The following is a 22,422-nucleotide window of genomic DNA, read 5'->3' as shown; positions in this document are numbered from 1 at the left end:
CTGACCTACGGCTTGAACGGGCAGGACCTGACCTACGGCTTGATACGGCTTCTACGGCTTGATCGGAGCAGCGGACCATCGTGAGCGGCGAGAATTCTTCGGCGGACGACGTGCAGGCGGACGGCGTGCAGCAGGTGTGGGACGTCGTCGTGGTGGGCGCGGGACCCGCGGGGGCCTCGGCCGCCTATGCGGCGGCGGTCGCGGGACGGCGTGTGCTGTTGCTGGAGAAGGCCGAACTCCCCCGCTACAAGACCTGCGGCGGAGGCATCATCGGCCCCTCGCGCGACGCGCTGCCGCCCGGCTTCGAGCTGCCCCTCAAGGACCGGGTGCACGCGGTCACGTTCTCCAACAACGGACGGTTCACCCGTACCCGCCGCTCCAAGCAGATGATGTTCGGGCTGATCAACCGGCCCGAGTTCGACCAGCAGCTGGTCGAGCACGCCCAGAAGGCGGGCGCCGAGCTGCGCACGGGTGCCGCCGTGCAGCGCGTCGAGCAGCACGGCTCGGCCGTCCCGGACCGGCGCACGGTCGCCGTCGTCCTCCAGGGCGGCGAGACCCTGCTGGCCCGCGCGGTGGTCGGCGCCGACGGCAGCGCCAGCCGGATAGGCGCCCACGTCGGGGTGAAGGTCGACCAGGTGGACCTCGGCCTGGAGGCGGAGATCCCGGTGCCGGAGACGGTCGCCGAGGACTGGAAGGGGCGCGTCCTCATCGACTGGGGTCCGATGCCCGGCAGTTACGGCTGGGTCTTCCCCAAGGGGGACACCCTCACCGTCGGCGTGATCTCGGCACGCGGCGAAGGTGCCGCGACCAAGCGCTACTTGGAGGACTTCATCGCCCGGCTCGGCCTCGCCGGCTTCGAACCGAGCATCTCCTCCGGCCACTTGACCCGCTGCCGGGCCGACGACTCGCCGCTCTCCCGCGGCCGGGTGCTGGTCTGCGGCGACGCGGCGGGCCTTCTCGAACCCTGGACCCGCGAGGGCATCTCCTTCGCGCTGCGCTCGGGGCGGCTCGCGGGGGAGTGGGCGGTGCGGATCGCCGAGGCCCACGACGCCGTGGACACCCGCCGTCAGGCGCTGAACTACGCCTTCGCCATCAAGGCCGGCCTCGGCGTCGAGATGAGCGTCGGCAAGCGGATGCTGGCGGCGTTCGAGCGCCGGCCCGGGCTGTTCCACGCGGCCCTGACCGGCTTCCGCCCCGCCTGGCGCGCGTTCAAGGAGATCACCCAGGGCAGGACCACCCTCGGTGAACTCATGCGCTCCCACCCGCTGGCCCAGCGCGCCCTCACCACACTCGTTCCGGAGCCGGTCGCCGCGGAGAGGACCGCCGAGCTGGACGCGGACGACACGGAAAGCGAGGGCTCGGTCACCTCGTGACGGCGATCCGGAAGACCGGGTGGTCGGGAGCGATGCGGCGCAGGTCGGCGTCGGGGGAGTCGGGGCCGACCCCGTTGAAGAAGACACCGACCTCGGCCTTCCAGCGCTTCAGGTAGGCCCGCAGCAACTCGACCTTGTCGTCGTCGGCGACCTCGGTGGCGGTGAAGACGTCCACGTTCTTGCCGAGCCGCAGTTCGCCGCCGCCGGCGGCGCGCATGTTGTGGGTCCACTGGACGTGGCCGCGCGGCGCGACCAGATACTGCTGTCCATCGACTGTCAGCAGGTTCACGGGCGTGGTGCGCCATTCCCCACTCTTGCGTCCCCGGACGGCGAGGACGCGGGAGCCCCAGATGCTGAGACCGCGCCGGGTGAGCCAGGCCACCGCCCGGTTGAAGATGTTGACGGTGAACCAGCCGGGCTTCTGGACATGTGCCGACACGGTGACCCCCGCAGTTTGGGAGAGCGGTGCTCTCGCTTGACTCCAGTGTGAGGGAGATCGGCGATCCAAAGCAAGAGCGGTGCTCTCTTTTGTGTGCGGCGCACTTGTTTGAGATCGGTGCACTGAAGACGGATCGGTGCTCAAGTTCGAGTGCACTGCTCCAAATCGTGTGCACCGCTCTGCGAACATGGCAAACTGCTCCCCATGACCACCCCCCAGGGCGCCCGTGCGCGAGCCAGGATGGAAGTCACCGCGGCCATCAAGGACGAGGCGCGCAGACAGCTCGCCGCCGAGGGCGCCGCCAAGCTGTCCCTGCGGGCCGTCGCACGCGCACTCGGCATGGTCTCCTCGGCGCTCTACCGCTACTTCCCCAGTCGCGACGACCTGCTCACCGCACTGATCATCGACGCCTACGACTCCCTCGGTGAGGCCGCCGAGACCGCCCACGCCGCTGCCGCCGACGCCGTTCCCGCGCAGCGCTGGGTCGCCGTGTGCGAGGCGGTGCGCGGCTGGGCGCTGGCGCACCCGCACGAGTACTCCCTGATCTATGGCTCGCCGGTGCCCGGCTACTCGGCGCCGGACACCACCATCCCGCCGGCCGCCCGGGTCGCCCTCGTGCTGATCGGCATCGTGCGCGAGGCGTTCGAGGGGCGGGGGCTGGCCCTTACTCCCGTACCTGCCGAACTCGCACCCGAGGCGCGCCGGATGGCCGCCGAGTTGATGCCGGGCCTCCCGCCAGAGGTGGCCGTGGCGATGACCGCGGCCTGGGCCCAGCTGTTCGGGCTGGTCGGGTTCGAGCTGTTCGGCCAGTTCAAGGGGGTCGTGGAGGAACGGGAGCGGTTCTTCCGGCACGCGGCCGCCCAGCTCGCCCACGGAGTGGGGCTGGTCTTTCCGTAACGGGAGCCGCCAGGTGGCCCCGCCGGCCGTCGGCCCGTCGTCTTCAGGCAGTCACCTTCAGGCAGTCACCTTGTCCAGGAACGCGTACAGGTTCGTCACCGTCCGCCGTATCTTCTCCTCCAGCGTGAGCGACTCCGGCATGCGCCCGCCCATGCCCGCGTCCCGCCTGCCCCGCACATACAGCGAACAGGCGAGGTCGCTGCAGAGGTAGGCGCCCACCGAGTTGCCCTGCTGCCCGGCCTTGCCCGCCTTCGCGGCCACCAACAGCGAGACACCGCCGGTGTGCGTGGTCAGACAGATCGAGCACATGCTGCGCCGGGTCTGCCAGGAGGAAGCGCTCGGGCAGCGCAGCGCCACGGCCAGGGTGTGACCGTCCCGTTCGGTCACCAGGTAGGCGCGGTCCGGTGCCTGTGGATCGCGCCAGCCGAAGTAGTCCAGGTCGCCCCATGGTCGTTCGCCCAGGTCGTGCGGGATGGTCAGGCGTTTCGCCGCACCCTTGGTGCAGTTCACGAACGCGGCACGGATCTCTTGCTCACTCAGCTGTCTCATGCACTGCACGCTAATTTGCCTAATAGGTTTAGGCAAATGCATAATTGATTCAGGCAAGAGGTGAAGCGGAGGAGCGGCTGTGGCGCGAGCGGGACTGAGCACGGAGCGGCTGGTCCGGGCGGGAGCCGAGCTGGCCGACGAGGTCGGCTTCGACCAGGTGACCGTCTCGGCGCTGGCCAGACGGTTCGATGTGAAGGTCGCGAGTCTGTACTCGCACGTGCGGAGCTCCCAGGACCTCAGGACGCGGATCGCCCTGCTGGCGCTGGAGGAACTGGCCGACCGGGCCGCCGACGCGCTGGCCGGCCGGGCCGGCAGGGACGCCCTCGTCGCGTTCGCCGGCGCCTACCGCGACTACGCCCGCGCCCACCCCGGCCGCTACACGGCGGCCCGGCTGCGTCTCGACCCGGAGACGGCGGCCGCCAGCGCCGGTGTCCGGCACGCGCAGATGACCCGGGCGATCCTGCGCGGCTACGACCTGACCGAACCGGACGAGACCCACGCCGTCCGGATGCTCGGCAGCGTCTTCCACGGCTATGTCGACCTGGAACTGAGCGGGGGCTTCAGCCACAGCGCCCCCGACAGCCAGGAGTCCTGGACCCGCATCCTCGACGCCCTCGACGCTCTTCTCCGCAACTGGCCCCGTACCTGAACCCCCGTATCCGCAAGCTCCCGAGGCAGAGGCGATGAGCACCGACCACCGCGACCCCCGCTGGATCACCACCCCGATCACCCCCGACCTCCTGCGCGGAGCCCTCGATCTGGAGCGCACGGAGCACGGCATCCTGCCGCACCGGCTCCCGGCCCGGGCCCGCGCCCAGTGCGCCGACCCGCAACTCGCCATGGTCGAGTCCCAGCCCTCCGGCGTACGACTGGTGTTCCGCACCCGCGCCACCGCCGTGGAACTGGACACCCTGCCCACCAAGCGGCTCTACGTCGGTGCCCCGCCCCGCCCGGACGGCGTCTACGACCTGCTCGTCGACGGCGCCCTGACCGGTCAGGGCGTGGTGACCGGCGGCAGGGTCCAGGTCATCGACATGAGCGCAGGGACGACGGAGGTGCGCCCGGGCCCGGTCGGCACCCTCCGCTTCACCGGCCTGCCCGCGGCGGACAAGGACGTCGAGATCTGGCTGCCGCACAACGAGACCACCGAACTGGTCGCGCTGCGCACCGACACCCCGCTCGCCGCCGTATCCGACCGCGGCCGCAAGGTCTGGCTCCACCACGGGAGTTCCATCAGCCACGGCTCCGACGCCGCGAGCCCCACCAGTATCTGGCCCGCCCTCGCGGCCTCGCTGGCCGGAGTGGAACTGGTCAACCTGGGGCTGGGCGGCAGCGCCTTGCTCGACCCGTTCACCGCCCGCGCCGTACGGGACACCCCCGCCGACCTGATCAGCCTGAAACTCGGCATCAACGTCGTCAACGCCGACCTGATGCGGCTGCGCGCCTTCGGCCCCGCCGTCCACGGTTTCCTCGACACCGTCCGCGAGGGACACCCGGAGACTCCGCTGCTGGTCGTGTCGCCGATCCTGTGCCCCATCCACGAGGACACGCCCGGCCCCACGGCCATGGACCTGAGCGCCTTCGGCGAGGGCCGGCTCACCTTCACGGCGGCCGGCGACCCGGCCGACCGCGCGAACGGCAAACTCACCCTGGCCGTCATCCGGGACGAACTGGCCCGGATCGTCGCCCAGCGCTCGGCCGAGGACCCGCACCTCCACCACCTCGACGGCCGGGCCCTCTACGGCGAGGCCGACGCCGCCGAACTCCCGCTGCCCGACCAGCTCCACCCGGACGCGGCCACCCACCGCCGGATCGGCGAACGCTTCGCCGGGCTGGCCTTCGCGGCGGGCGGGGCGTTCGCGGCCAGCGGCCGCTGAGCCGACGGGCACCTCACTGCGCCGGGGTGGCGGTCGCCCCGTCCCCGCTGTCCGGGATCAGCACGACCTTCCCCGCCACGGTCCCCGACTCGGCGAGCCGCAGGGCCTCGGCCGCCCGGGTGAGAGGCAGCCGGGCGGCGATGCGCGCGGAGACCTCGCCGCGCTGGAGGGCCCGGAACACCTGGGTGAGGTCGGCGCCGAGGCGGGCCCGGAAGCGGTCCTTGTTCAGGGCGCGGCCCGCCCAGACGTTGAAGAAGTACGCGTGCCGGCCGTTGGGCAGCGCGTTCCACAGCCACACCCGGCCGAGGATCTTCAGCACGGGCAACTGCTTGGAGCCCGAGTCGTCCCGGGTGGTGGCGCTGCCGTACGCGACGAGGGTGCCGCCCGGGGCGAGGAGCCGCCAGGAGTCGACGACACTGCGGCCGCCGAGGTGGTCGAAGACGGCGTCGACACCGCCGGGCGCCAGTTCGCGGACCCGCGCCGGAACGTCCTCGGCGCGGTAGTCGACCGGGGTCGCGCCCAGTTCCCGCAGCGCGTCGTGGTGACGGGCGGAGGCGGTGCCGATCACCCGCAGACCCGCCGCGCGGGCGAGCTGGACGAGGACCGTGCCGACCCCGCCGTTGGCGCCGTGCACCAGGATCGTGCCGCCCTCGCGCACCCTGGCCCTGCGGTGCAGCATCTGCCAGGCCGTGATGCCGTTGACCACCAGCGTCTCGGCCTCCGCCGCGCCGACCCCGGCGGGCACCTCCACGGCATCGGCCGCGTCCAGCACCACGTGAGTGGCCCAGCCGCCGACCTTCACCAGTGACGCCACCCGCTTGCCGAGGAGCGCCGGCGCGACACCCTCGCCGGCCGTGAGCACCGTACCGACCAGGTCGTAGCCGGGGACGAAGGGGAAGGGCGGCTGGTCGTAGTAGCGGGCGCGGCGCATCTGCTGCTCCGCGAAGGAGACGCCGGTGGCCTCCATCCGGACGACGATCTGCCCGGGGCCCGGGGCCGGGATCTCCCGGCGCCGGATCAGCAGCCCGTCCGGCTCCACGACGCCCGGCAGGACGATCTCGACGAGCTGGGCGCTTCCGGCGGTTCCTGCGGTTCCGGCGATTCCTGCAGTTCCCATGACGACCTCCGTGTGTAGATGCATTCGCAAGCGAGAGAGCTACTCGCTTGAGTTAGAAGCTATAACAAACATGACTCCTGCTCTCGATGGTGTCAAGCTCTCGCGATGGGGGTTGTCATTGCGACCGTTAGAGCTACTCTCGTGAGTGATAGGTTGAAACAACCCTGAAGCTCGGGAAGCCCGGGAGCCCCCGGGCACCCGGAGACCCAGGAACTCGGAAGCTCGGCAGGTCAGGGCGAGAGGAGCGTGAAGGTCATGGCGGCAGACGCGGACGCGGTGAGCCCCCGCGAGCGATACCGGAGCCAGGTACGGGCGGACATCAAGGCGCGCGCCTGGGAGCAGCTGGCCAAGTCCGGCGCGTCGGGCCTGTCCCTGAACGCGATCGCCAAGGAACTGGGCATGAGCGGCCCCGCTCTCTACCGTTACTTCGGCAGCCGCGACGAGCTGATCACCGAACTGATCCGGGACGCCTACCGCGGCCTGGCCGACACCTTCCGTGCCGCCGCGGACTCCGGTGCCGGTATCGAGGGCCTCGCCCACGCCCTGCGCCGCTGGGCGCTGGAGGACCCCCAGCGGTACTTCCTCGTCTACGGGACCCCGGTCCCCGGCTATCACGCGCCGGACGACATCACCTCGATCGCCCAGGAGATCATGGCGGCCCTGCTCGACGTCTGCGCGGCGGCCGAGCCCGAGGCGCCGGCACCGGCCTCCGCAGGATTCACCGCGCACCTCTCCCAGCACCGCCGATGGGCCGGCGACCACCCCGCGCCGCCGGGGGTGCTGCGCCGGGCGCTGGCGTTCTGGACCCGGATGCACGGCGTGCTCTCCCTCGAACTCGCCGGGCACTTCACGGGCATGGGCTTCGACCAGGAGCGGCTGTTCGACGCCGAGGTGGCGGAGCTGGCGTCCGGGCGCTGACCAGGAGCGGCGGTCTACTCCCCGGGGAGTACGCGTGATCACCTCGCCGGGCCGACGCCCGCCCGGGCCGGCGCCGTCTAGCGTGGCGGGCATGGACGAGCAGCGCGTACGGGAGCGCGGCCCCGCGCAATGGTGGCGCTACGGGCCGCCGTGGTGGCACCGCGCCGACCACGGTGCCACCGAGCCGTCGCGCGCCCGCCTGCCGTGGCGCTCCACCGTGGTGCTCACTGTCCTGGTGCTGGTGGGCTCGAACTTCGCCGCCCACCAGCAGCCGCACCGCGAACACCTCGACGTGCCGGCCCGCCTGCTGCTCCTGGCCACCTGTGTCCTGCTGCTGTGGCGGCACCGGCACCCGGTGCCGGTGGCGTTCGGCACGGCGGGGCTCGCCCTGGTCTACCTCGCCGCCGGATACCCGTACGGGCCGATCTTCGCGGCCGTCGCCGTGGCCTGTTTCAGCGCGATCGTCGCCGAGCACCGCCGGGCCGCCTGGGCGGCCGTCGGGATGCTGTGGGCCGGCCACCTGCTGATCTCGCTCTGGCTGTACCGCCTGCTGCCGCCACCGGACGACAGGGGCGCGAACCTCGGCCTGGAGATGGTCATCGCCACCTGGGTGCTGATCATCGTCTCCGTGGCGGAGCTGGCCCGGGTCCGGCGGGAGCAGTGGGCGCGGGAGCGGGCCGACCGTGCGCAGGCCGCCCGGCGGCGCGCGGACGAGGAACGGCTGCGCATCGCCCGCGAGTTGCACGACGTGCTGGCCCACAGCATCTCCGTCATCAACGTCCAGGCCGGGATGGGCCTCGCGCTCCTGGACTCCGACCCGGAGCAGGCCCGGGCCGCGCTCACCACCATCAAGGCCGCCAGCAAGGAGGCGCTCGGCGAGGTCCGCCAGGTGCTCGACACCCTGCGCGCGCCGGGAGACGCCCCGCGCACACCGGCGCCCGGCCTCGGGCGGCTGCCGGAACTGGTCGAACAGGCGGCGAGTGCCGGGCTCACGGTGACGGTGGAGGGGGAGCCGCCGCGGCTGCCGCCCGGCGCCGACCTGGCCGCCTTCCGGATCGTGCAGGAGGCGCTCACCAATGTGGTACGGCACTCGGGTTCGCGGCACGCGCGTGTGCTGCTCGAACCCGGCGGCGGGGAGCTGCGGTTGCGGATCGACGACGACGGGCCCGCGACCGGCGAGGACGCCGGCGGCAGCGGGAACGGGCTGGCCGGGATGCGGGAGCGGGCGGCCGCGCTGGGTGGCACGATCGAGGCGGGACCGCGTGCCGACGGCGGCTTCAGGGTGCTCGCCGTACTGCCGGTGGACGACAGGGAGGACCGATGATCCGGGTACTGCTCGCGGACGACCAGTCGCTGGTGCGGGCGGGTTTCCGGGCGCTGCTCGACGCGCAGCCGGACATCGAGGTGGCAGGGGAGGCGGCCGACGGCGAGGAGGCGGTGCGCAAGGTACGGGAACTGCGCCCCGACGTCGTCCTGATGGACATCCGGATGCCGCGGCTCGACGGCCTGGCGGCGACCCGCCGTATCACCGGGGAGGAGGAACTGGCGGACGTCAGGGTGGTGATGCTGACGACGTTCGAGTTGGACGAGTACGTCTTCGAGGCGATCCGCTCCGGTGCCTCCGGCTTCCTGGTCAAGGACACCGAACCGGAGGAACTGGTGCGCGCCGTCAGGGCGGTGGTGGACGGCGACGCGCTGCTGTCGCCGGGGGTGACGCGGCGGCTGATCGCGGAGTTCGCCGCACGTTCCAAGGAGCCGGCCGCCGCCGACGCCCTCGCCCGGCTCACCGAGCGGGAGCGGGAGGTGATGGCCCTGGTCGGCATCGGCCTGTCCAACGAGGAGATCGCCCGCCGCCTGGTGGTCAGCCCCCTCACCGCCAAGACCCATGTGAGCCGCACGATGGTCAAGCTGGGCGCCCGTGACCGGGCCCAACTGGTCGTCCTGGCCTATGAGTCGGGGCTGGTGCGGCCGGGCTGGCTGGGCTGAGACGAGCGCCGGAAGCGGACGAGCACACTGACGACCCGGGCGAGGAACAGCACGGCGGCGAGCACCACCCCCACAAGGGGCAGAACGCGTTCGAAAACGGCGGGCAGCCGGAACAGCAGCGCCGGGCCGGCCACCGCTCCGAAGACGACCGCCGCCGCGAACACCGCACTGCACAGCGCGTAGCCGATCTCGACGGTGATCGCGTCCCGCTCGGCCTGACCGCGCCGTCCCCCGTGACTCGTCATCCCGCCAGTCTCACAGCCGTGCGCCCGGCGGAGCAACAAGGCCCCGCCGGGCGCATGTTCGCAGGCCTCCCCCTCAGTCGCGCACGGACACGCGCTCCGCCTCCAGGGAGGTGGACCTGGCGATCACGACGGTCTGCCGCTGCGGACGCCGGGTGCGCAGCCCCGGCAGCGTGATCAGCAGCCCGGCGAGGGCCACACCCGTGACCACCATGAAGCCCGGACGGTAGCTGTCGAGCACCGCCTGCGCCGTCGCATGGGCGGGCGCACCAGCCGTGACCACGGCGGTGACGATCGCCAGGAAGATCGCGCCGCCCACCTGCACCGAGGTGTTGAGAAGGCCGGAGACCATGCCCTGCTCGTGGTCGTCGACGCCGTTGGTGGCCTGGATGTTGAGCGAGGGGAAGACCAGCGCGCAGGCCGCGCCGATGAGCAGCATCGACGGCAGGATCACCGCCGCGTAGACCGGGGTGAGGTCGACGCGCAGGAACAGGGCGTATCCGAGGACCATCAGCGCGAAGCCGGCCGCTATCAGGCGCTGGGTGCCGAAGCGGTCCACGATCGCCCCGACCTTGGTCGACGACACTGCCACCAGTGCGCCCGCCGGCAGGAAGGCCAGCGCGGTGTGCAGCGCGGACCAGCCGAGCAGCGACTGCATGTAGAGGGTGGTCAGGAACTGGAAGCCGACGTACGAGCCGAAGAAGGCGACCGCGCCGAGCTGGGCACGGATCTGGGTGCCCGAGCGCAGCACGCCGAGGCGGACGAGCGGGCCGGGGGAGCGGCGCTCGATCCGGACGAAGACGGTCAGCAGGACGGCGACCGCGAGGAAGGAGAGCAGGGTGCGGGCCGACGCCCAGCCGACCTGCGGAGCCTCCACCACCGTGAACACCAGCAGCAGCATCGAGGCGGTGCCGAGGACGGCGCCGGGGATGTCGTAGCCGTTGTGGTCGCGTTCGCGGGAGCTGCGCGGCAGCAGCTTCAGGCCGGCGAGGAGCGCGATCAGGGCGATCGGGGCGGGCAGCAGCATGGTGAAGCGCCAGCTGGCCTCGGTGAGCAGGCCGGACAGCACCAGGCCCATGGAGAAGCCGGTGGCCGCGCAGGTGGTGTAGATGGAGAGGGCGCGGTTGCGCAGCGGGCCCTCCGGGAACGTGGTGGTGATGATCGAGAGGCGGGCCGGAGCGGTGAAGGCCGCGCTCAGGCCCTTGATGAACCGGCTGGCGATCAGCAGCGGGCCCGAGTCGACCAGGCCGCCGAGCAGGGAGGCGAGTGCGAAGACGCCGAGGGCCACCAGGAACACCTGGCGCCGGCCGAGCAGGTCGGCCGTACGGCCGCCGAGCAGGAGCAGGCCGCCGTAGCCCAGGATGTAGCCGCTGACGATCCATTGCAGGGTCGAGGTCGACAGGTGCAGGTCGGAGCCGATCGACGGGAGGGCGACGCCGACCATCGACACGTCCAGGGCGTCGAGGAACATCGCGGCGCAGAGCACCAGCAGAGTGCCCCAGAGGCGGGGAGTCCAGCGTCCCTCTGAAGCGGGGGCGGTGAGCGGAGAGGTCATGGCCAGAGACACTACATGCACCTGCATTGAATGCAAACGCATTTAATTACGATGCAACAAACTCGATTCTCTGCTACGGTGCCGGGATGGCGGCGAACAAGCCCGAACAGGCGCTCGTGGAGCAGTGGCGGGACATTCTGGCGCTGCACGCCCGCACCCAGTGCGAGCTCGACCGCGCCCTGCACGGCCACGGCCTGTGCGCCAGCGACTTCGAGGTTCTCGACCTGCTCTCCGACGGCCGGGCGGCGGACGGCGCCTGCAGCTTCCGCGTCCAGGAGATCGCCGAGCGCGTGCACCTCAGCCAGAGCGCGCTGTCCAGGCTGATCGCCCGGCTGGAGAAGGACGGCCTGGTCGAGCGGGCCATGTGCGCGGAGGACCGGCGGGGTGTCCGGGTGGCGCTCACCGGAAAGGGCCGCACCCTGCACGGCGAGGTGCTGCCGGTGCAGCGCGCGGTGCTGACCCGGATGCTGGCGAGCTGAACCGCCCGGTCACATCCCGCCCGGTCACATCCCGGCCGGTCGGATTCCGGCGGTGAGTTCCCGGCCGGTCAGATTCCGGACTTCGTACGCCACAGTTCGGCCAGTTCGGGATCGCCGGTCACCCTCGGCACGGGCACCCGGTTCCACAGCCCCAGATACAACCGGTCGGCGGGACCGGCGAGTTCGGTGATCGCCTCGCAGACTGCGCCGGGCTCCGTCACGGGCGGCTCGGGTGACAGCCGTACGGTCCAGGCGGCGTCCGCGTCCAGGGCGCGCACCCGCAGCACCCGCGGGACCCCGGTGCGCAGCCGGCTGCGTGGGCGGGCGTGGAAGCCGCGCAGCAGTTCGTCGATGCCGTCGACCGCGAAGTCCCTGCCGATCGGGGAGGCCGGGCCGCCACGCGCCGCCTCGGCGTCGTACCGGTGGACGGTCGTCTCATGGGCCTGCCGGCGGGCCCAGAAGGCCAGTGGCGAGGAGGCCGGCGCCGGGTGCACGGTCCAGCACTCCACATTCCGCGGTGCGGTGGCCAGGGTGTCGACAAGGCCACGGTGCCCGTCCCGGTACCAGCTGATCAGCTCGGTGCCGTCGAGGGCCGGCGGGTCCGGGAAGGGACGGCGTTCGGGATGGGCGTCGGCGACGACACCGGCCGCCCAGCGGTGGATCGTGCCCGTGTGCCGCAGCAGGTCGCGCACCTGCCAGCCCGGGCAGGTCGGCACGTCGGCGTCGAGCCCCGCCGCCAGGGCGGCCGCGGCCAGCGCCCCGCCCTCCCGGTCCAGGATCCGAAGGAACTCGGCAGTCTCCATGCCGTGAGTCTGCCCCATGCCGCCGTCACCGGCGCAGCAGGAAACCCACCGTGTACCCCAGGGCGTTGACCGCCCAGTGCAGGGCCATCGGCGCCAGCAGCGAGCCGCTGCGGTCGCGCAGCCAGCACAGCAGACAGCCCGCCGCGGCGGTGAACAGCACGGCTCCGATGTCCACCAGGACCGCACCGGCGACCGAGTGCCCGAAGAGAGAACCCAGCGTCGGCTTGTCCCTGCCGAGGTTCAGCGACGGCAGGATGTGCCAGAGACCGAAGAGGACGGAGGAGAGGACGGCGGCCGTCGTCGCCGTGCGCAGCCGGCGCAGCAGCGCGAACAGGACGCCGCGGAACGCGATCTCCTCCAGCAGCACCGTCCCCACGGGCACCGCGACCAGCACCTCGAAGGCGATCCCCGAGCCGTCCAGCGCATCGGTCCGCTGATCCTCGAACAGCTCGCGGGTGACCGGGAGAAGGGCCGCGCACAGATAGACCGCCGCGACGATCCCGATCAGGGCGACGGCCCAACGCACCCCGTCCGCGAGGGTGTTCGCGCCCAGCCCCAGCTCCTGCCAGCTGCCCCCTGCCCAGAACAGCAGCGCCACCAGGACGGCCGAGGCGACCACCGCGGTGAGCAGGATCCAGGACGGGGCCCAGCGGTTGTTGAGCAGGTTCACCGGCACCAGCACGGCCAGCACGGCCACCAGCGCCGTCCGGGTGGGGAGCCGGGGAAGCGGCATCCTTGGGCCGGGCGGGTCAGAACTCGACCGGGTCGCGCACCGGCGGGCAGGGCATGCAGTGCCCGCCGCCGCGCTCCCGGCCCAGTCCGGCGCCGACGATGGTGACGACCTCGACGCCCGCCTCGCGGAGCAGGGAGTTGGTCCGGGTGTCGCGGTCACAGGTGAAGACCACGCCCGGCTCCGGCGCGACCGCGGTGTTCCCGCTGTCCCACTGCTGCCGCCGGGAGGCGTGGACGCCACCACCGGTCTCCACCGCACCCGGCTCCGGTGGCCCCAGCGCCTTGGCGACCACGTCGACGAACGCGGCCGGGCCCTCGTCGGTCGGCGACCGCGGCCTGGGCATCCCGGCGACGACGACGTGCTTGGCCGCACCGTTGTCACAGGCGTGCACACCGGCATCCGGGGCCGCCCGCCGCAGCGCGAGCGACCGGAAGACCAGGGCCGGCATCAGCAGGCCCGTGCCCGCGATCACCCAGGCGATCAACCCGCCCGCGACTCCGGTCTCCTCGGTGAAGCGGCACGGCAGCGACAACACACCGGCGCCGACCATCGAGCCGACCACCATCGCGGTCGGCGTGGGCGGCGTCGGTCCGGCCGCAGGCGGCGTGGAGCGGGGACTCTCGGTTGTCTGGGCCTGGGCCATGCCCACAACGATGGAATGTCCCATGACGCTCTGCACCATTTGTTCGGCCGAGCGGAGCGACCGGAGGGATCTTCGGGATGCGACGGCAGGCGCGGTGGCCGATCGTGGTCCCGAGGTGGCCAAGTGAGTGTTGCGGGCAGGGCGCTGAAGCGTACGAGGGACTGGGCCCGCGGGGCGGCGGAGCGGGTGCGCCGGCACGCGGGCCCCGACCGGGTGGTCCGGCGACGGCCGTGCCCGGGCGGGATGGCCGTGGCGGTCCTGTGCTACTGCCTGTCCCTCACCCCGTCCCTGCTCCCGCGCTCCTGGTGGCTCCAGGGACTCGCCGCCGGCGTCTCGGCGGCCTTCGGCTACGCCGTCGGCGCCGTACTGCAGACATTCGCCCGGTTCCTGCTCCGCTGGGCGGGCGTCCGTATCCGCCCGCACGTCCGCAGGGTCACAGGGGCGGCCCTGGGGGTGCTCGGGATCGCGGCGATCGTCACCGTCACCGCCTGGAGCGTCCGCTGGGAGGGCCAGGTCCGCCGGGCGGTGACCCTGCCCCCTCAGGTGGTCTGGTGGCAGTGGGTATTCGTCCCGCTCGTGGCCGCGCTCGTCGGAGCACTGCTGCTCCTGATCGCCCGTACGGTACGGCTCGGCACCCGCATCGTCGCCCGTGCGTTCGACGCGCTGATCCCGCGCCCCGTCGCGTACGCCACCGGAGTCGTGCTCGCCGCCTTCGTGATCGTCGGAGTCGTCCAGGGCTTCCTGCTGAACGCGGCACTGGACGCGATCGAGAGCGGCGCGTCCCTCGCCGACAAGGGCACCGCCGAGGGCGTCCACCAGCCCGGCCTGCGCACCCTCTCCGGCAGCCCCGCGTCCGCCGCCCACTGGGACACCCTGGGCGCCCAGGGCCGCAACTTCGTCGGTACGGCCACCACCCGCGCCGACATCACCGCGTTCACCGGCCGCCCGGCCGAGGATCCGGTACGTGTCTACGTCGGCCTGCGCTCCGCCGCCACCCTCGACGAGCGCGCCGCCCTCGCCGTACGCGAACTCGAACGCACCGGCGGCTTCTCCCGCAGGATCCTCGCCGTCATGGGCACGACCGGCACCGGTTGGATCAACGGCCAGGGCAGCAAGCCCCTGGAGTACATGTGGGGCGGCGACACCGCCGAGGTCGCCATGCAGTACTCCTACCTGCCCAGCTGGGTCTCCGCGCTCACCGAGGACGAGGCCGCCGACACCGGACGGGCCCTCTTCGACGCGGTCTACGACAAGTGGCGCACCCTCCCCGCCGGCTCCCGCCCCAGGCTCCTCGTCTACGGCGAGAGCCTCGGCTCCTTCTCCATGGAGTCCGCCCTCGACGGCTCCCTGGCCAGGCTCACCAAGGAGACCGACGGGGCGCTGTTCGTCGGGCCCACCTACGACAACCCGCTCTGGAAGACGCTCACCGCGCGGCGCCGGCCGGGCAGCCCCGAGTGGCGCCCGGTGGTCGACGACGGCGCGAACGTCCGCTTCGCGCAGGTGCCGAAGGACTACGCCGTCCCCGCGGCACCCTGGGGAGAACCCCGGGCCGTCTACCTCCAGAACGGTTCCGACCCGGTCGTCTGGTGGTCCCCCGACCTGGCCCTCCACCGGCCGGACTGGCTGGACCGTCCGCGCGCCCGGGACGTGTCACCGGCGATGCAGTGGTACCCGCTGCTGACGTTCTGGCAGGTGGCGTGCGATCTGGCCGGAGCGGACAGCGTGCCGGACGGCTTCGGACACCGGTACGGGACGATGCCGACGACCGCGTGGGCGCGGATCACGCGCCCGCCGGGGTGGAGCGAGGCCGACATGGTGAGGCTGGCCGGGGTGCTGGAGTCGGTGCCGGAACCGGGGTTGCTGGACTGAGACCGGCAGCCATGCCCGGTCGCGCGGTTCCCCGCGCCCCTTCAGGCTGTTCGCCCGGTCGTCGCGCCGATCAGTGCGGCCGATGCCGCCAGTACCGCCACGCTCGTCAACGCCGTCGGCAGTGACGTCCAGGCCGCCATGAAGCCGATCGCCGGCGGGCCCAGCAGCATGCCGCCGTAGCCCAGGGTGGACGCCGTCGCGACGCCCGACGGGCCCGCCAGCGCTCCCGCCCGTTCCACCGCCACCGGGAACAGGTTGGCCAGGCCCAGGCCGGTCACCGCGAAGCCGAGCAGAGCCGCCCACACCCAGGGCGCGAGGGAGCCGAGCACCATCCCGGCCGCCGCCGTGCCACCACCGAGGACCACGGTCCTGGACCGGCCGAACCGCTCCAGCAGCCGCGTCCCGCTCGCCCGGCCGGCCGTCATGGCCAGCGCGAAACACGTGTAACCGGCCGCGGCGACACCCGCGGACGCATCCAGATCCTGCCGCAGATGCAGCGCGCCCCAGTCGGCCATCGCCCCCTCGCCGTACGCCGTGCACAGGGCGATCAGGCCGAACACGACGACGCGCCGGCGGGTGGGCGCGTCCAGGCGGCGCCGGCCGCTGCCGGCGGGCCGCTCGGGGTGCGGGACCGGGACGTCGTACCGCAGGAGCGTACGGCCGGCGACCGCCGTGACCAGCAGGCCGATCACGGTGAGGGCGAGGAGGTGGCGGGTGGGGGAGAGGGAGCCGGCGACCAGGCCGCCGAGGCCCGCGCCGATCATGCCGCCCAGGCTGAACGCCGCGTGGAAGGTCGGCATGATCGGCCGGCGGAGGGCGGCGACCAGATCTACGGCCGCGCTGTTGAAGGCGACGTTCAGGCCGCCGTACGCGGCGCCGAACATGAGCAGGACCGCGCCGAGCGCCGGTACCGAGTGGGTGAGCGGCGGCAGGGCGACGCTCAGTGACAGCAGGATCGCGCAGGCCACTGTCACGGGGTGGCTTCCGTACCGGCGGCAGAGCCGGCCCGTGAGGGTCATCGTGATCACCGCGCCGGCCGAGACGCCGAGCAGAGCCAGTCCCAGTGCGCCGACCGAGGCATGGGTCTGGTGCTTGATGTCGGGGATCCGGACCACCCACCCCGCGAAGACGAAACCGTCCATGGCGAAGAACGCGGTGATCGCGATCCGGAGACGGGTGAGGGCGAGGGGACTGCCCGGCACGACGGTGTGCGATCGGGCTTTGTTTATTAGCGGCACAAACTCAGGCTAGGTGAGGGTCGTGGACCGGGACAAGGGTGTTGTGAAGCTGTCGGAGTGTCAGTGGGCAGCGGGATGCCGGCGCCGAAAACTGCGCTCACGGTGATCAAGCGGGTCTCGGCGCGTTCGACCAGGACGCCTGTGAGGCTAATGGGCCGCAGATCGCCGAGGCGAGATCCGGGACGTCGAACCACCTGAACGCGAGGGCCGGGTCGCCGTCCGTGCTCCAGCCTTCGGTGACCGGCTCCTCGTTCCTCCTCGGAGGGTTTCAGTTTGTCTTTAACCGGAGTCCGGGCAGGCTCCAGTTCCAGCAGGGGCGGTGCGACTGTGCCCCGAGTTTCAGTCGGACTGAAATGTTCGGGGCTGGGCTTCGCGGTGCCCCCTGTACCCCGCCCCGAGCCGCAACACCCCAGGACGATCACCGCAGATGCCTGGTGATCCGGATGAAGTGAGATGACGGAGATGAAGCTCTTCTGGCGCACGGGAAGTGCCCAGTGGATTCCCGTCGGTCAACCTCGCCGGAACCGGATACAGGGCGAGGCCTGTACCGGAGGTGACGTACAGGGGCCGCGGTCTCCCCGGCGTGACGACGATCCGCCCATCTCCGAGTACATGCCGTGGGTGGGCTTCGGCCCAAGGGCAGAGGTGACCGACACGCGCCGGTCGCCGACTCACGCTCGACGACGGCACGGACCTGGTGCAACGGACCTTCGTGAGACCGTTCTTCCGCCACCACAGGCTCCGGGCTGCCGGCCCGCGAGGCGTCCGTCCTGGCGGCGCCCTCCGGGCAGGAAGGTATCCCCGCCCGATCTCGCGGCCGTGGACGCCACGGCCGCAGTGTGGGTCGCGGGCCGGTGGCGGAGAGCGTCCTCGTCGATGTTCCTCCCGACGGCATGGCCTCGGGGAGGGGCGGTTCAGCCGTGTGGCGGGTCAGGCCGAGACAGGAGTCCCCGTCTTCTCGCACAACTCGTCGAGGGTGACACCGGGCGCCAGTTCGACAAGCCGGCACCCCTCGGCCGTGACGTCGAGCACGGCCAGGTCGGTGATGATCCGCTGTACCACCCCCTGCCCGGTGAGCGGCAGGGTGCACCTCTCGACGATCTTGTGGGAGCCGTCCTTGGCGACGTGTTCCATGAGCACGATGACGCGCTTGGCGCCGTGGACCAGGTCCATCGCGCCGCCCATTCCCTTGACCATCTTCCCGGGCACCATCCAGTTGGCCAGGTCACCCGTGCCGGAGACCTGCATGCCCCCGAGCACGGCGGTGTCGATGTGGCCGCCGCGGATCATGCCGAAGCTCTGCGCGGAGTCGAAGAACGACGCACCCGGGCCGACCGTGACGGTCTCCTTTCCCGCGTTGATCAGGTCGGCGTCGACCTGGTCGTCGGTCGGGTAGGGGCCCGTTCCGAGGATGCCGTTCTCGCTGTGGAGCGTGACCCGGACGCCCTCCGCGAGGAAGTTGGGGATCAGGGTCGGCAGGCCGATGCCGAGGTTGACGTACTCGCCGTCCCGGAGTTCCCGCGCGGCGCGCGCCGCCATCTGTGACCGGGACCAGCCGGTCCGCTGCTCGCTCATGCCACGCTCTCCCGGACGGTGCGCTTCTCGATGTGCTTGGTCTGCGGGCCGGTGTGGACGATCCGCTGGACGTAGATGCCGGGCAGGTGCACCCGGGCGGGGTCGATCCCACCGGGCTCGACGAGTTCTTCGACCTGTGCGACGCAGATCCGCCCCGCCATCGCTGCAAGGGGGTTGAAGTTCATCGTCGCCTTGTTGAAGACGAGGTTCCCGTCGGTGTCGCCGAGCCGCGCGTGCACGAGCGCGAAGTCGGCGACGATGCCCTCCTCCAGGACGTACCGGCGGCCGCGGAACTCACGGACCTCCTTGGGCGGTGAGGCGACAAGGACGTTCCCTGTCCGGTCGTACTTCCACGGCAGGCCGCCCTCGGCGACCGGCGTGCCCACGCCCGCGGGGGTGTAGAACGCGGGGATGCCGGAGCCGCCCGCTCGCAGCCGCTCGGCGAGCGTGCCCTGCGGGGTGAGCTCCACCTCCAGCTCACCGGACAGATACTGGCGGGCGAACTCCTTGTTCTCCCCGACGTAGGACGCCGTGACCCGGCGGATCCGGCCGAGGTCGAGCAGGATGCCGAGCCCGATCCCGTCCACGCCGCAGTTGTTGGAGAAGACCTCCAGGCCGTCGGCTCCCTGCTCGGCCAGTGCCGCGATCAGGAGGTCCGGTATCCCGGAGAGCCCGAACCCGCCGACAGCCAGCGAGCTGCCCGAGGCGATGTCGGCAACCGCCTCGGCGGGCGAGGCCACCGTCTTGCTCATCACGCCTCCCGACGCTTGCTGCTGATGATCCGGCCGCGAGCCTCGCCGAAGCCGATCCGGACTCCGTCCGCGCCCGGGGCGGTGGCGGTGAGGACGATCTCGTCCCCGTCCTCCAGGAACGTGCGCTGCCGGCCGCCCACCGTGACGGGCTCCTTGCCGCCCCAGGTCAGTTCGATGAAGGCGCCGCGCTGCTCCTTCTCCGGTCCCGAGACGGTGCCGGAGGCGAACAGGTCGCCGGTGCGGGAGGGGGCGCCGTTGACGGTCTGGTGGGCCAGCATCTGGGCGGGGGACCAGTACATCGCGGCGTACGGCGGCCGGGAGACGACCTGACCGTTCCACTCGACCGCGAGGTCGACGTCCAGGCCCCACGGCCGGGCCATCCGCAGGTACGGCAGGACGGCCGGCTCCTGGGGCGGGACCGGGACCCGGGCGGCGTCCAGGGCGAGCAGCGGAACGACCCACGGCGAGATCGTGGAGGCGAAGGACTTGCCCAGGTTGGGGCCGAGCGGGACGTACTCCCAGGCCTGGATGTCGCGCGCGGACCAGTCGTTGAAGAGCACCACCCCGAAGATGTGCCGCTCCGCGTCCTCCGCGCCGATGGACTCGCCCATGGCGTTGCCGGTTCCGACGACGAAGCCGAGCTCGGCCTCGATGTCGAGCCGGGTCGAGGGCCCGAAGACCGGCGCCGGGTCCTCGGGGCCCTTGCGCTGCCCCGAGGGCCGGACGATGTCGGTGCCCGAGACGACGACGGAGCCCGCCCGCCCGTGGTAACCGACCGGCAGGTGCTTCCAGTTCGGCATCAGCGGCTCGGGACTGCCGGGCCGGAACAGCCGGCCCAGGTTGGCGGCGTGATGCTCGGAGGCGTAGAAGTCCACGTAGTCGGCGACCTCGAACGGAAGGTGCAGCGTCACCGCACCCAGGTCGTGGACCGCCGCCGCGGGAACCGGACCCCGGAGTCGCTCGGTGATCGCGGCACGGACCTCCACCCAGCGGGTGTGGTCCTGGGCCATGAAGGCGTTCAGGCTCGGCCGGTCGAAGACGTCGTCGTCCAGCAGCACGGCCAGGTCGATGACATGGTCGCCGTAACGGGTCGCCACGCGCGGCAGCTGACCGGGTGCCGAGTAGACGCCGTAGGGCAGGTTGGCCAGGCCGAACAGGGAGTCGGCCGGGACGGTCAACTGGATGGTGCTGGTCATGCGGACACCTCGGTCAGGTCGGCGACGGCCGCGGCGGGCAGCAGCCCCAACGCGGCCGACTCGGTGGCGGGTTCGGCGACGGAGCAGGTGCCGAAGGAACGGAACAGGTCACGGACCCGCGGCGACAGGGCACGGACCCGCTCGGCGACCCGCCTGCCGTCGCGGTCGGCCAACAGCCGGACCAGTTCCGCCTCTTCGGCGCCCAGCAGTGCCGCGTCGACGGCGACCAGCAGGTTGAGGAAGCCGTGCTGCTCGAAACCGGTCTCCGGATCGGTGTTGCGCAGCGCGTGATGCAGCCCCGCGGTCGCCTTGAACGCGACCCCGGTCCGCGCCGCCGCCAGGACGGTCGCCGCGAGTTCGCGCTCGTCCGGGTAGAGCTCGGGGCGTACGCCTCCGGTGCGGAACTTGGCCAGACAGGGGGTCCCGGCGAGTTCGGCGAGCAGTGCGTCGCGCCGGCCGTCACGCGGTACCTCCACGTACACGGTGACGGTGTCGTGCTCGCCGAGCGCCTCGGCCAGGGCCGGGACCACCTCCTCGGCGGCGGCCAGGTCCGGGACGGAGACCTCCAGCGCGACCAGCCGTACGGCCGGGATCCGGTCCGCCGCGGCGATCGCGGCGGAGACATCCGGCAGTGGCACGGTCACCGAGAGGTCGAAGGACTCATCGGCGAGAGCGCTGGTCAGACCGGCGAGCCGGTCGAGATCCTTGGCGGCGAGGACGAACGGCCCGACCAGCCCGGCGTGCGCGCTGCGGGTGTGCGCCACGTGGGCCGGGACCGCCTCCTCGATCGGCAGACTGCCGGGCGGGAAGACCGCCGCGTCGTCGAACAGTCCGGCGAGTACCGGAGGAATCCCAGGCGTCCGGGGCACGCTCATCGCTTCGGCTCCCAGGAGTAGACGTACGTTCCGTCGTCCGTCGCGCGGGTGGCCTCGCCGAGCTGCAGCGGCCGGAAGGTGTCGACCATGACCGCGAGTTCGTCGAAGAACTCCGCCCCGATCGACCGTTCCATCGCACCGGGCTGGGGACCGTGCGGATGGCCGCCCGGGTGGAGCGAGATCGAGCCCTGCCCGATCCCGGAGCCCTTGCGTGCCTCGTAGTCCCCGCCGCAGTAGAACATCACCTCGTCGGAGTCGACGTTGGAGTGGTAGTACGGCACCGGGACGGCCAGCGGGTGGTAGTCCACCTTGCGCGGGACGAAGTTGCAGACCACGAAGTTGTGGCCCTCGAAGACCTGGTGGGCCGGCGGCGGCTGGTGCACCCGGCCCGTGATCGGCTCGAAGTCGCGGATGCTGAACGCGTACGGGTAGAGGCAGCCGTCCCAGCCGACCACGTCGAAGGGGTGGTTCGGCACCGTGTGGACGGTCCCCGCGACCCCGCCCGGTCCCCGGTGCTTGATGTACACGTCGACGTTCTCGCCCTCGACGGTCCTCGGCCCGTCGGGGAGACGGAAGTCGCGCTCGCAGTAGGGGGCGTGTTCCAGGAGCTGGCCGTGCCGGGAGAGGTAGCGCCGCACCGGCCCGATGTGCGAGTTCGCCTCGATCACGTAGATCCGTACGACCCCGTCGGGAACGATCCGGTACGTGGTCGCCCGCGGGACGATCACGTAGTCCCCGTCGCCGGCCTCCAGGTCGCCGAAGACCGACTCCACCCGTGCCCGACCGGCCTCGACGTACAGGCACTCGTCGCCGATCGCGTTGCGGTAGTACGGGCTCACCGCCTCGGCCACGACGTACGCCAGCCGCACGTCCTCGTTGCCCAGCAGCAGCCGGCGCCCGGTCACCGCGTCGATGCCGGACTCGCCCTCCGCGAACAGCTTGTGCGTGGAGAGGTGACGGGGGAGCAGGGGGTGGTTGGGCACCAGCGACTGGTCCCCGAGGTCCCAGACACGGAACTCCCGCACCGCCGACGGTATGTGCCGGTGGTAGAGCAGCGAGGAGTCCGAGGAGAAGCCCTCCTCGCCCATCAGCTCCTCGTAGTAGAGGTTCCCGTCCGGGTCACGGTGCTGGGTGTGACGTTTCGGCGGGACCGCGCCCGCCCGGTGGTAGTACGGCAAGTCTCTCTCCTCGTGACTCGGAGTCGCGGTGCCATGCGCTGGAGAATGTGCGCTGAGCGCACATTTTTGTGCGATGGAAGCGACAAGCCGAAATTAGGTCCCGGTGGCGGCCCAGTCAAGGTCGCGCT

The 22,422-nt window shown here is 71.9% G+C and carries 22 protein-coding genes and 1 pseudogene; 9 read left to right on the top strand and 14 right to left on the bottom strand.

Annotated features, from left to right (window positions below; genetic code table 11):
* The first annotated feature begins 80 nt into the window (after positions 1–80).
* Positions 81–1,373 (top strand): geranylgeranyl reductase family protein, encoded by a 1,293-nt coding sequence (locus ACIRR9_RS49855; protein ID WP_403766787.1) that lies wholly within the window; start codon positions 81–83, stop codon positions 1,371–1,373.
* Here the strand turns inward: ACIRR9_RS49855 and ACIRR9_RS49850 are convergent.
* Positions 1,363–1,812 (bottom strand): nitroreductase family deazaflavin-dependent oxidoreductase, encoded by a 450-nt coding sequence (locus ACIRR9_RS49850; protein WP_403766784.1) that lies wholly within the window; start codon positions 1,810–1,812, stop codon positions 1,363–1,365. The genes ACIRR9_RS49855 and ACIRR9_RS49850 overlap by 11 nt on opposite strands.
* Positions 1,813–2,016: 204 nt before the next feature.
* Between ACIRR9_RS49850 and ACIRR9_RS49845 the strand changes: the two genes are divergently transcribed.
* A complete protein-coding gene (locus ACIRR9_RS49845) occupies positions 2,017–2,709 on the top strand; it encodes a TetR/AcrR family transcriptional regulator (RefSeq protein WP_403766781.1) in 693 nt (230 codons plus the stop codon).
* Between the two features lie 57 nt (positions 2,710–2,766).
* On the opposite strand, the gene ACIRR9_RS49840 is transcribed toward ACIRR9_RS49845, so the two are convergent.
* Positions 2,767–3,258, bottom strand: coding sequence for an FBP domain-containing protein (locus ACIRR9_RS49840; protein ID WP_403766778.1), 492 nt, complete (start codon positions 3,256–3,258; stop codon positions 2,767–2,769).
* A 79-nt stretch (positions 3,259–3,337) separates the two neighbouring features.
* Between ACIRR9_RS49840 and ACIRR9_RS49835 the strand changes: the two genes are divergently transcribed.
* Both ACIRR9_RS49835 and ACIRR9_RS49830 read left to right on the top strand, forming a co-directional pair.
* Positions 3,338–3,907 (top strand): TetR/AcrR family transcriptional regulator, encoded by a 570-nt coding sequence (locus tag ACIRR9_RS49835; RefSeq protein ID WP_403766775.1) that lies wholly within the window; start codon positions 3,338–3,340, stop codon positions 3,905–3,907.
* A 34-nt stretch (positions 3,908–3,941) separates the two neighbouring features.
* The gene (locus ACIRR9_RS49830) at positions 3,942–5,135 is read left to right on the top strand and encodes a GDSL-type esterase/lipase family protein (protein WP_403766772.1); all 1,194 of its coding nucleotides are present in this window, start codon (positions 3,942–3,944) and stop codon (positions 5,133–5,135) included.
* A gap of 13 nt (positions 5,136–5,148) precedes the next feature.
* Here the strand turns inward: ACIRR9_RS49830 and ACIRR9_RS49825 are convergent, their stop codons facing one another.
* Entirely contained in the window at positions 5,149–6,252 is a 1,104-nt protein-coding gene (locus ACIRR9_RS49825; protein WP_403766769.1) for a medium chain dehydrogenase/reductase family protein, read from the bottom strand.
* 255 nt (positions 6,253–6,507) lie between these two features.
* Between ACIRR9_RS49825 and ACIRR9_RS49820 the strand changes: the two genes are divergently transcribed.
* The 3 genes from ACIRR9_RS49820 to ACIRR9_RS49810 all read left to right on the top strand — a co-directional run bounded on the left by ACIRR9_RS49820 (position 6,508) and on the right by ACIRR9_RS49810 (position 9,156).
* Positions 6,508–7,170, top strand: a complete 663-nt coding sequence (locus ACIRR9_RS49820; RefSeq protein WP_384566043.1) for a TetR/AcrR family transcriptional regulator — start codon at positions 6,508–6,510, stop codon at positions 7,168–7,170.
* A gap of 91 nt (positions 7,171–7,261) precedes the next feature.
* Positions 7,262–8,494, top strand: coding sequence for a sensor histidine kinase (locus tag ACIRR9_RS49815; RefSeq protein ID WP_403766766.1), 1,233 nt, complete (start codon positions 7,262–7,264; stop codon positions 8,492–8,494).
* Positions 8,491–9,156, top strand: coding sequence for a response regulator (locus ACIRR9_RS49810; protein ID WP_403766763.1), 666 nt, complete (start codon positions 8,491–8,493; stop codon positions 9,154–9,156). Before ACIRR9_RS49815 ends, ACIRR9_RS49810 begins: the two co-directional genes overlap by 4 nt.
* Here ACIRR9_RS49810 and ACIRR9_RS49805 read toward each other — a convergent pair.
* Positions 9,117–9,401, bottom strand: coding sequence for a DUF6332 family protein (locus ACIRR9_RS49805; protein WP_403766760.1), 285 nt, complete (start codon positions 9,399–9,401; stop codon positions 9,117–9,119). The genes ACIRR9_RS49810 and ACIRR9_RS49805 overlap by 40 nt on opposite strands.
* 73 nt (positions 9,402–9,474) lie before the next feature.
* Positions 9,475–10,953 carry an MFS transporter gene (locus ACIRR9_RS49800; protein WP_403766758.1) on the bottom strand — a complete coding sequence of 493 codons (1,479 nt, stop codon included), beginning with the start codon at positions 10,951–10,953 and terminating at the stop codon, positions 9,475–9,477.
* 86 nt (positions 10,954–11,039) lie between these two features.
* On the opposite strand from ACIRR9_RS49800, the gene ACIRR9_RS49795 reads away from it, so the two are divergent.
* Entirely contained in the window at positions 11,040–11,432 is a 393-nt protein-coding gene (locus ACIRR9_RS49795; protein ID WP_365341634.1) for a MarR family transcriptional regulator, read from the top strand.
* 68 nt (positions 11,433–11,500) lie between these two features.
* On the opposite strand, the gene ACIRR9_RS49790 is transcribed toward ACIRR9_RS49795, so the two are convergent.
* The 3 genes and pseudogenes from ACIRR9_RS49790 to ACIRR9_RS49780 all read right to left on the bottom strand — a co-directional run.
* The gene (locus tag ACIRR9_RS49790; protein WP_403766755.1) at positions 11,501–12,235 is read right to left on the bottom strand and encodes a maleylpyruvate isomerase family mycothiol-dependent enzyme; all 735 of its coding nucleotides are present in this window, start codon (positions 12,233–12,235) and stop codon (positions 11,501–11,503) included.
* A gap of 25 nt (positions 12,236–12,260) precedes the next feature.
* Positions 12,261–12,968, bottom strand: coding sequence for a lysostaphin resistance A-like protein (locus tag ACIRR9_RS49785; protein WP_403766752.1), 708 nt, complete (start codon positions 12,966–12,968; stop codon positions 12,261–12,263).
* Positions 12,969–12,984: 16 nt separating this feature from the next.
* Positions 12,985–13,431: pseudogene (locus tag ACIRR9_RS49780) on the bottom strand (arginine deiminase family protein); the annotation flags it as partial.
* Positions 13,432–13,734: 303 nt separating this feature from the next.
* Here ACIRR9_RS49780 and ACIRR9_RS49775 point away from each other — a divergent pair.
* Entirely contained in the window at positions 13,735–15,480 is a 1,746-nt protein-coding gene (locus ACIRR9_RS49775; protein ID WP_403766749.1) for an alpha/beta hydrolase, read from the top strand.
* Positions 15,481–15,521: 41 nt separating this feature from the next.
* Here ACIRR9_RS49775 and ACIRR9_RS49770 read toward each other — a convergent pair whose 3' ends face one another.
* From ACIRR9_RS49770 to ACIRR9_RS49745, 6 genes are all read right to left on the bottom strand, one after another.
* Entirely contained in the window at positions 15,522–16,682 is a 1,161-nt protein-coding gene (locus ACIRR9_RS49770; protein WP_403766746.1) for an MFS transporter, read from the bottom strand.
* A 966-nt stretch (positions 16,683–17,648) separates the two neighbouring features.
* Complete coding sequence (locus ACIRR9_RS49765; RefSeq protein ID WP_403766743.1) at positions 17,649–18,293, bottom strand: CoA transferase subunit B; 645 nt, start codon at positions 18,291–18,293, stop codon at positions 17,649–17,651.
* Positions 18,290–19,045, bottom strand: coding sequence for a CoA transferase subunit A (locus ACIRR9_RS49760; RefSeq protein ID WP_403766740.1), 756 nt, complete (start codon positions 19,043–19,045; stop codon positions 18,290–18,292). The genes ACIRR9_RS49765 and ACIRR9_RS49760 overlap by 4 nt, the downstream gene beginning before the upstream one ends.
* A complete protein-coding gene (gene fahA / locus ACIRR9_RS49755) occupies positions 19,045–20,241 on the bottom strand; it encodes a fumarylacetoacetase (RefSeq protein WP_403766737.1) in 1,197 nt (398 codons plus the stop codon). The genes ACIRR9_RS49760 and fahA overlap by 1 nt, the downstream gene beginning before the upstream one ends.
* On the bottom strand, positions 20,238–21,116 hold the full coding sequence (locus ACIRR9_RS49750; RefSeq protein WP_403766734.1) for a hypothetical protein: 879 nt from the start codon (positions 21,114–21,116) through the stop codon (positions 20,238–20,240). Before ACIRR9_RS49750 ends, fahA begins: the two co-directional genes overlap by 4 nt.
* Positions 21,113–22,294, bottom strand: a complete 1,182-nt coding sequence (locus ACIRR9_RS49745; RefSeq protein WP_403766731.1) for a homogentisate 1,2-dioxygenase — start codon at positions 22,292–22,294, stop codon at positions 21,113–21,115. The genes ACIRR9_RS49750 and ACIRR9_RS49745 overlap by 4 nt, the downstream gene beginning before the upstream one ends.
* Positions 22,295–22,422 lie beyond the last annotated feature (128 nt).

This window comes from Streptomyces sp. NPDC101234 (assembly GCF_044767525.1).
GTDB lineage: Bacteria > Actinomycetota > Actinomycetes > Streptomycetales > Streptomycetaceae > Streptomyces > Streptomyces sasae.
The sequence above is the reverse complement of the archived record's forward strand: the minus strand, read 5'-3'. Positions and strand labels throughout refer to the sequence as shown.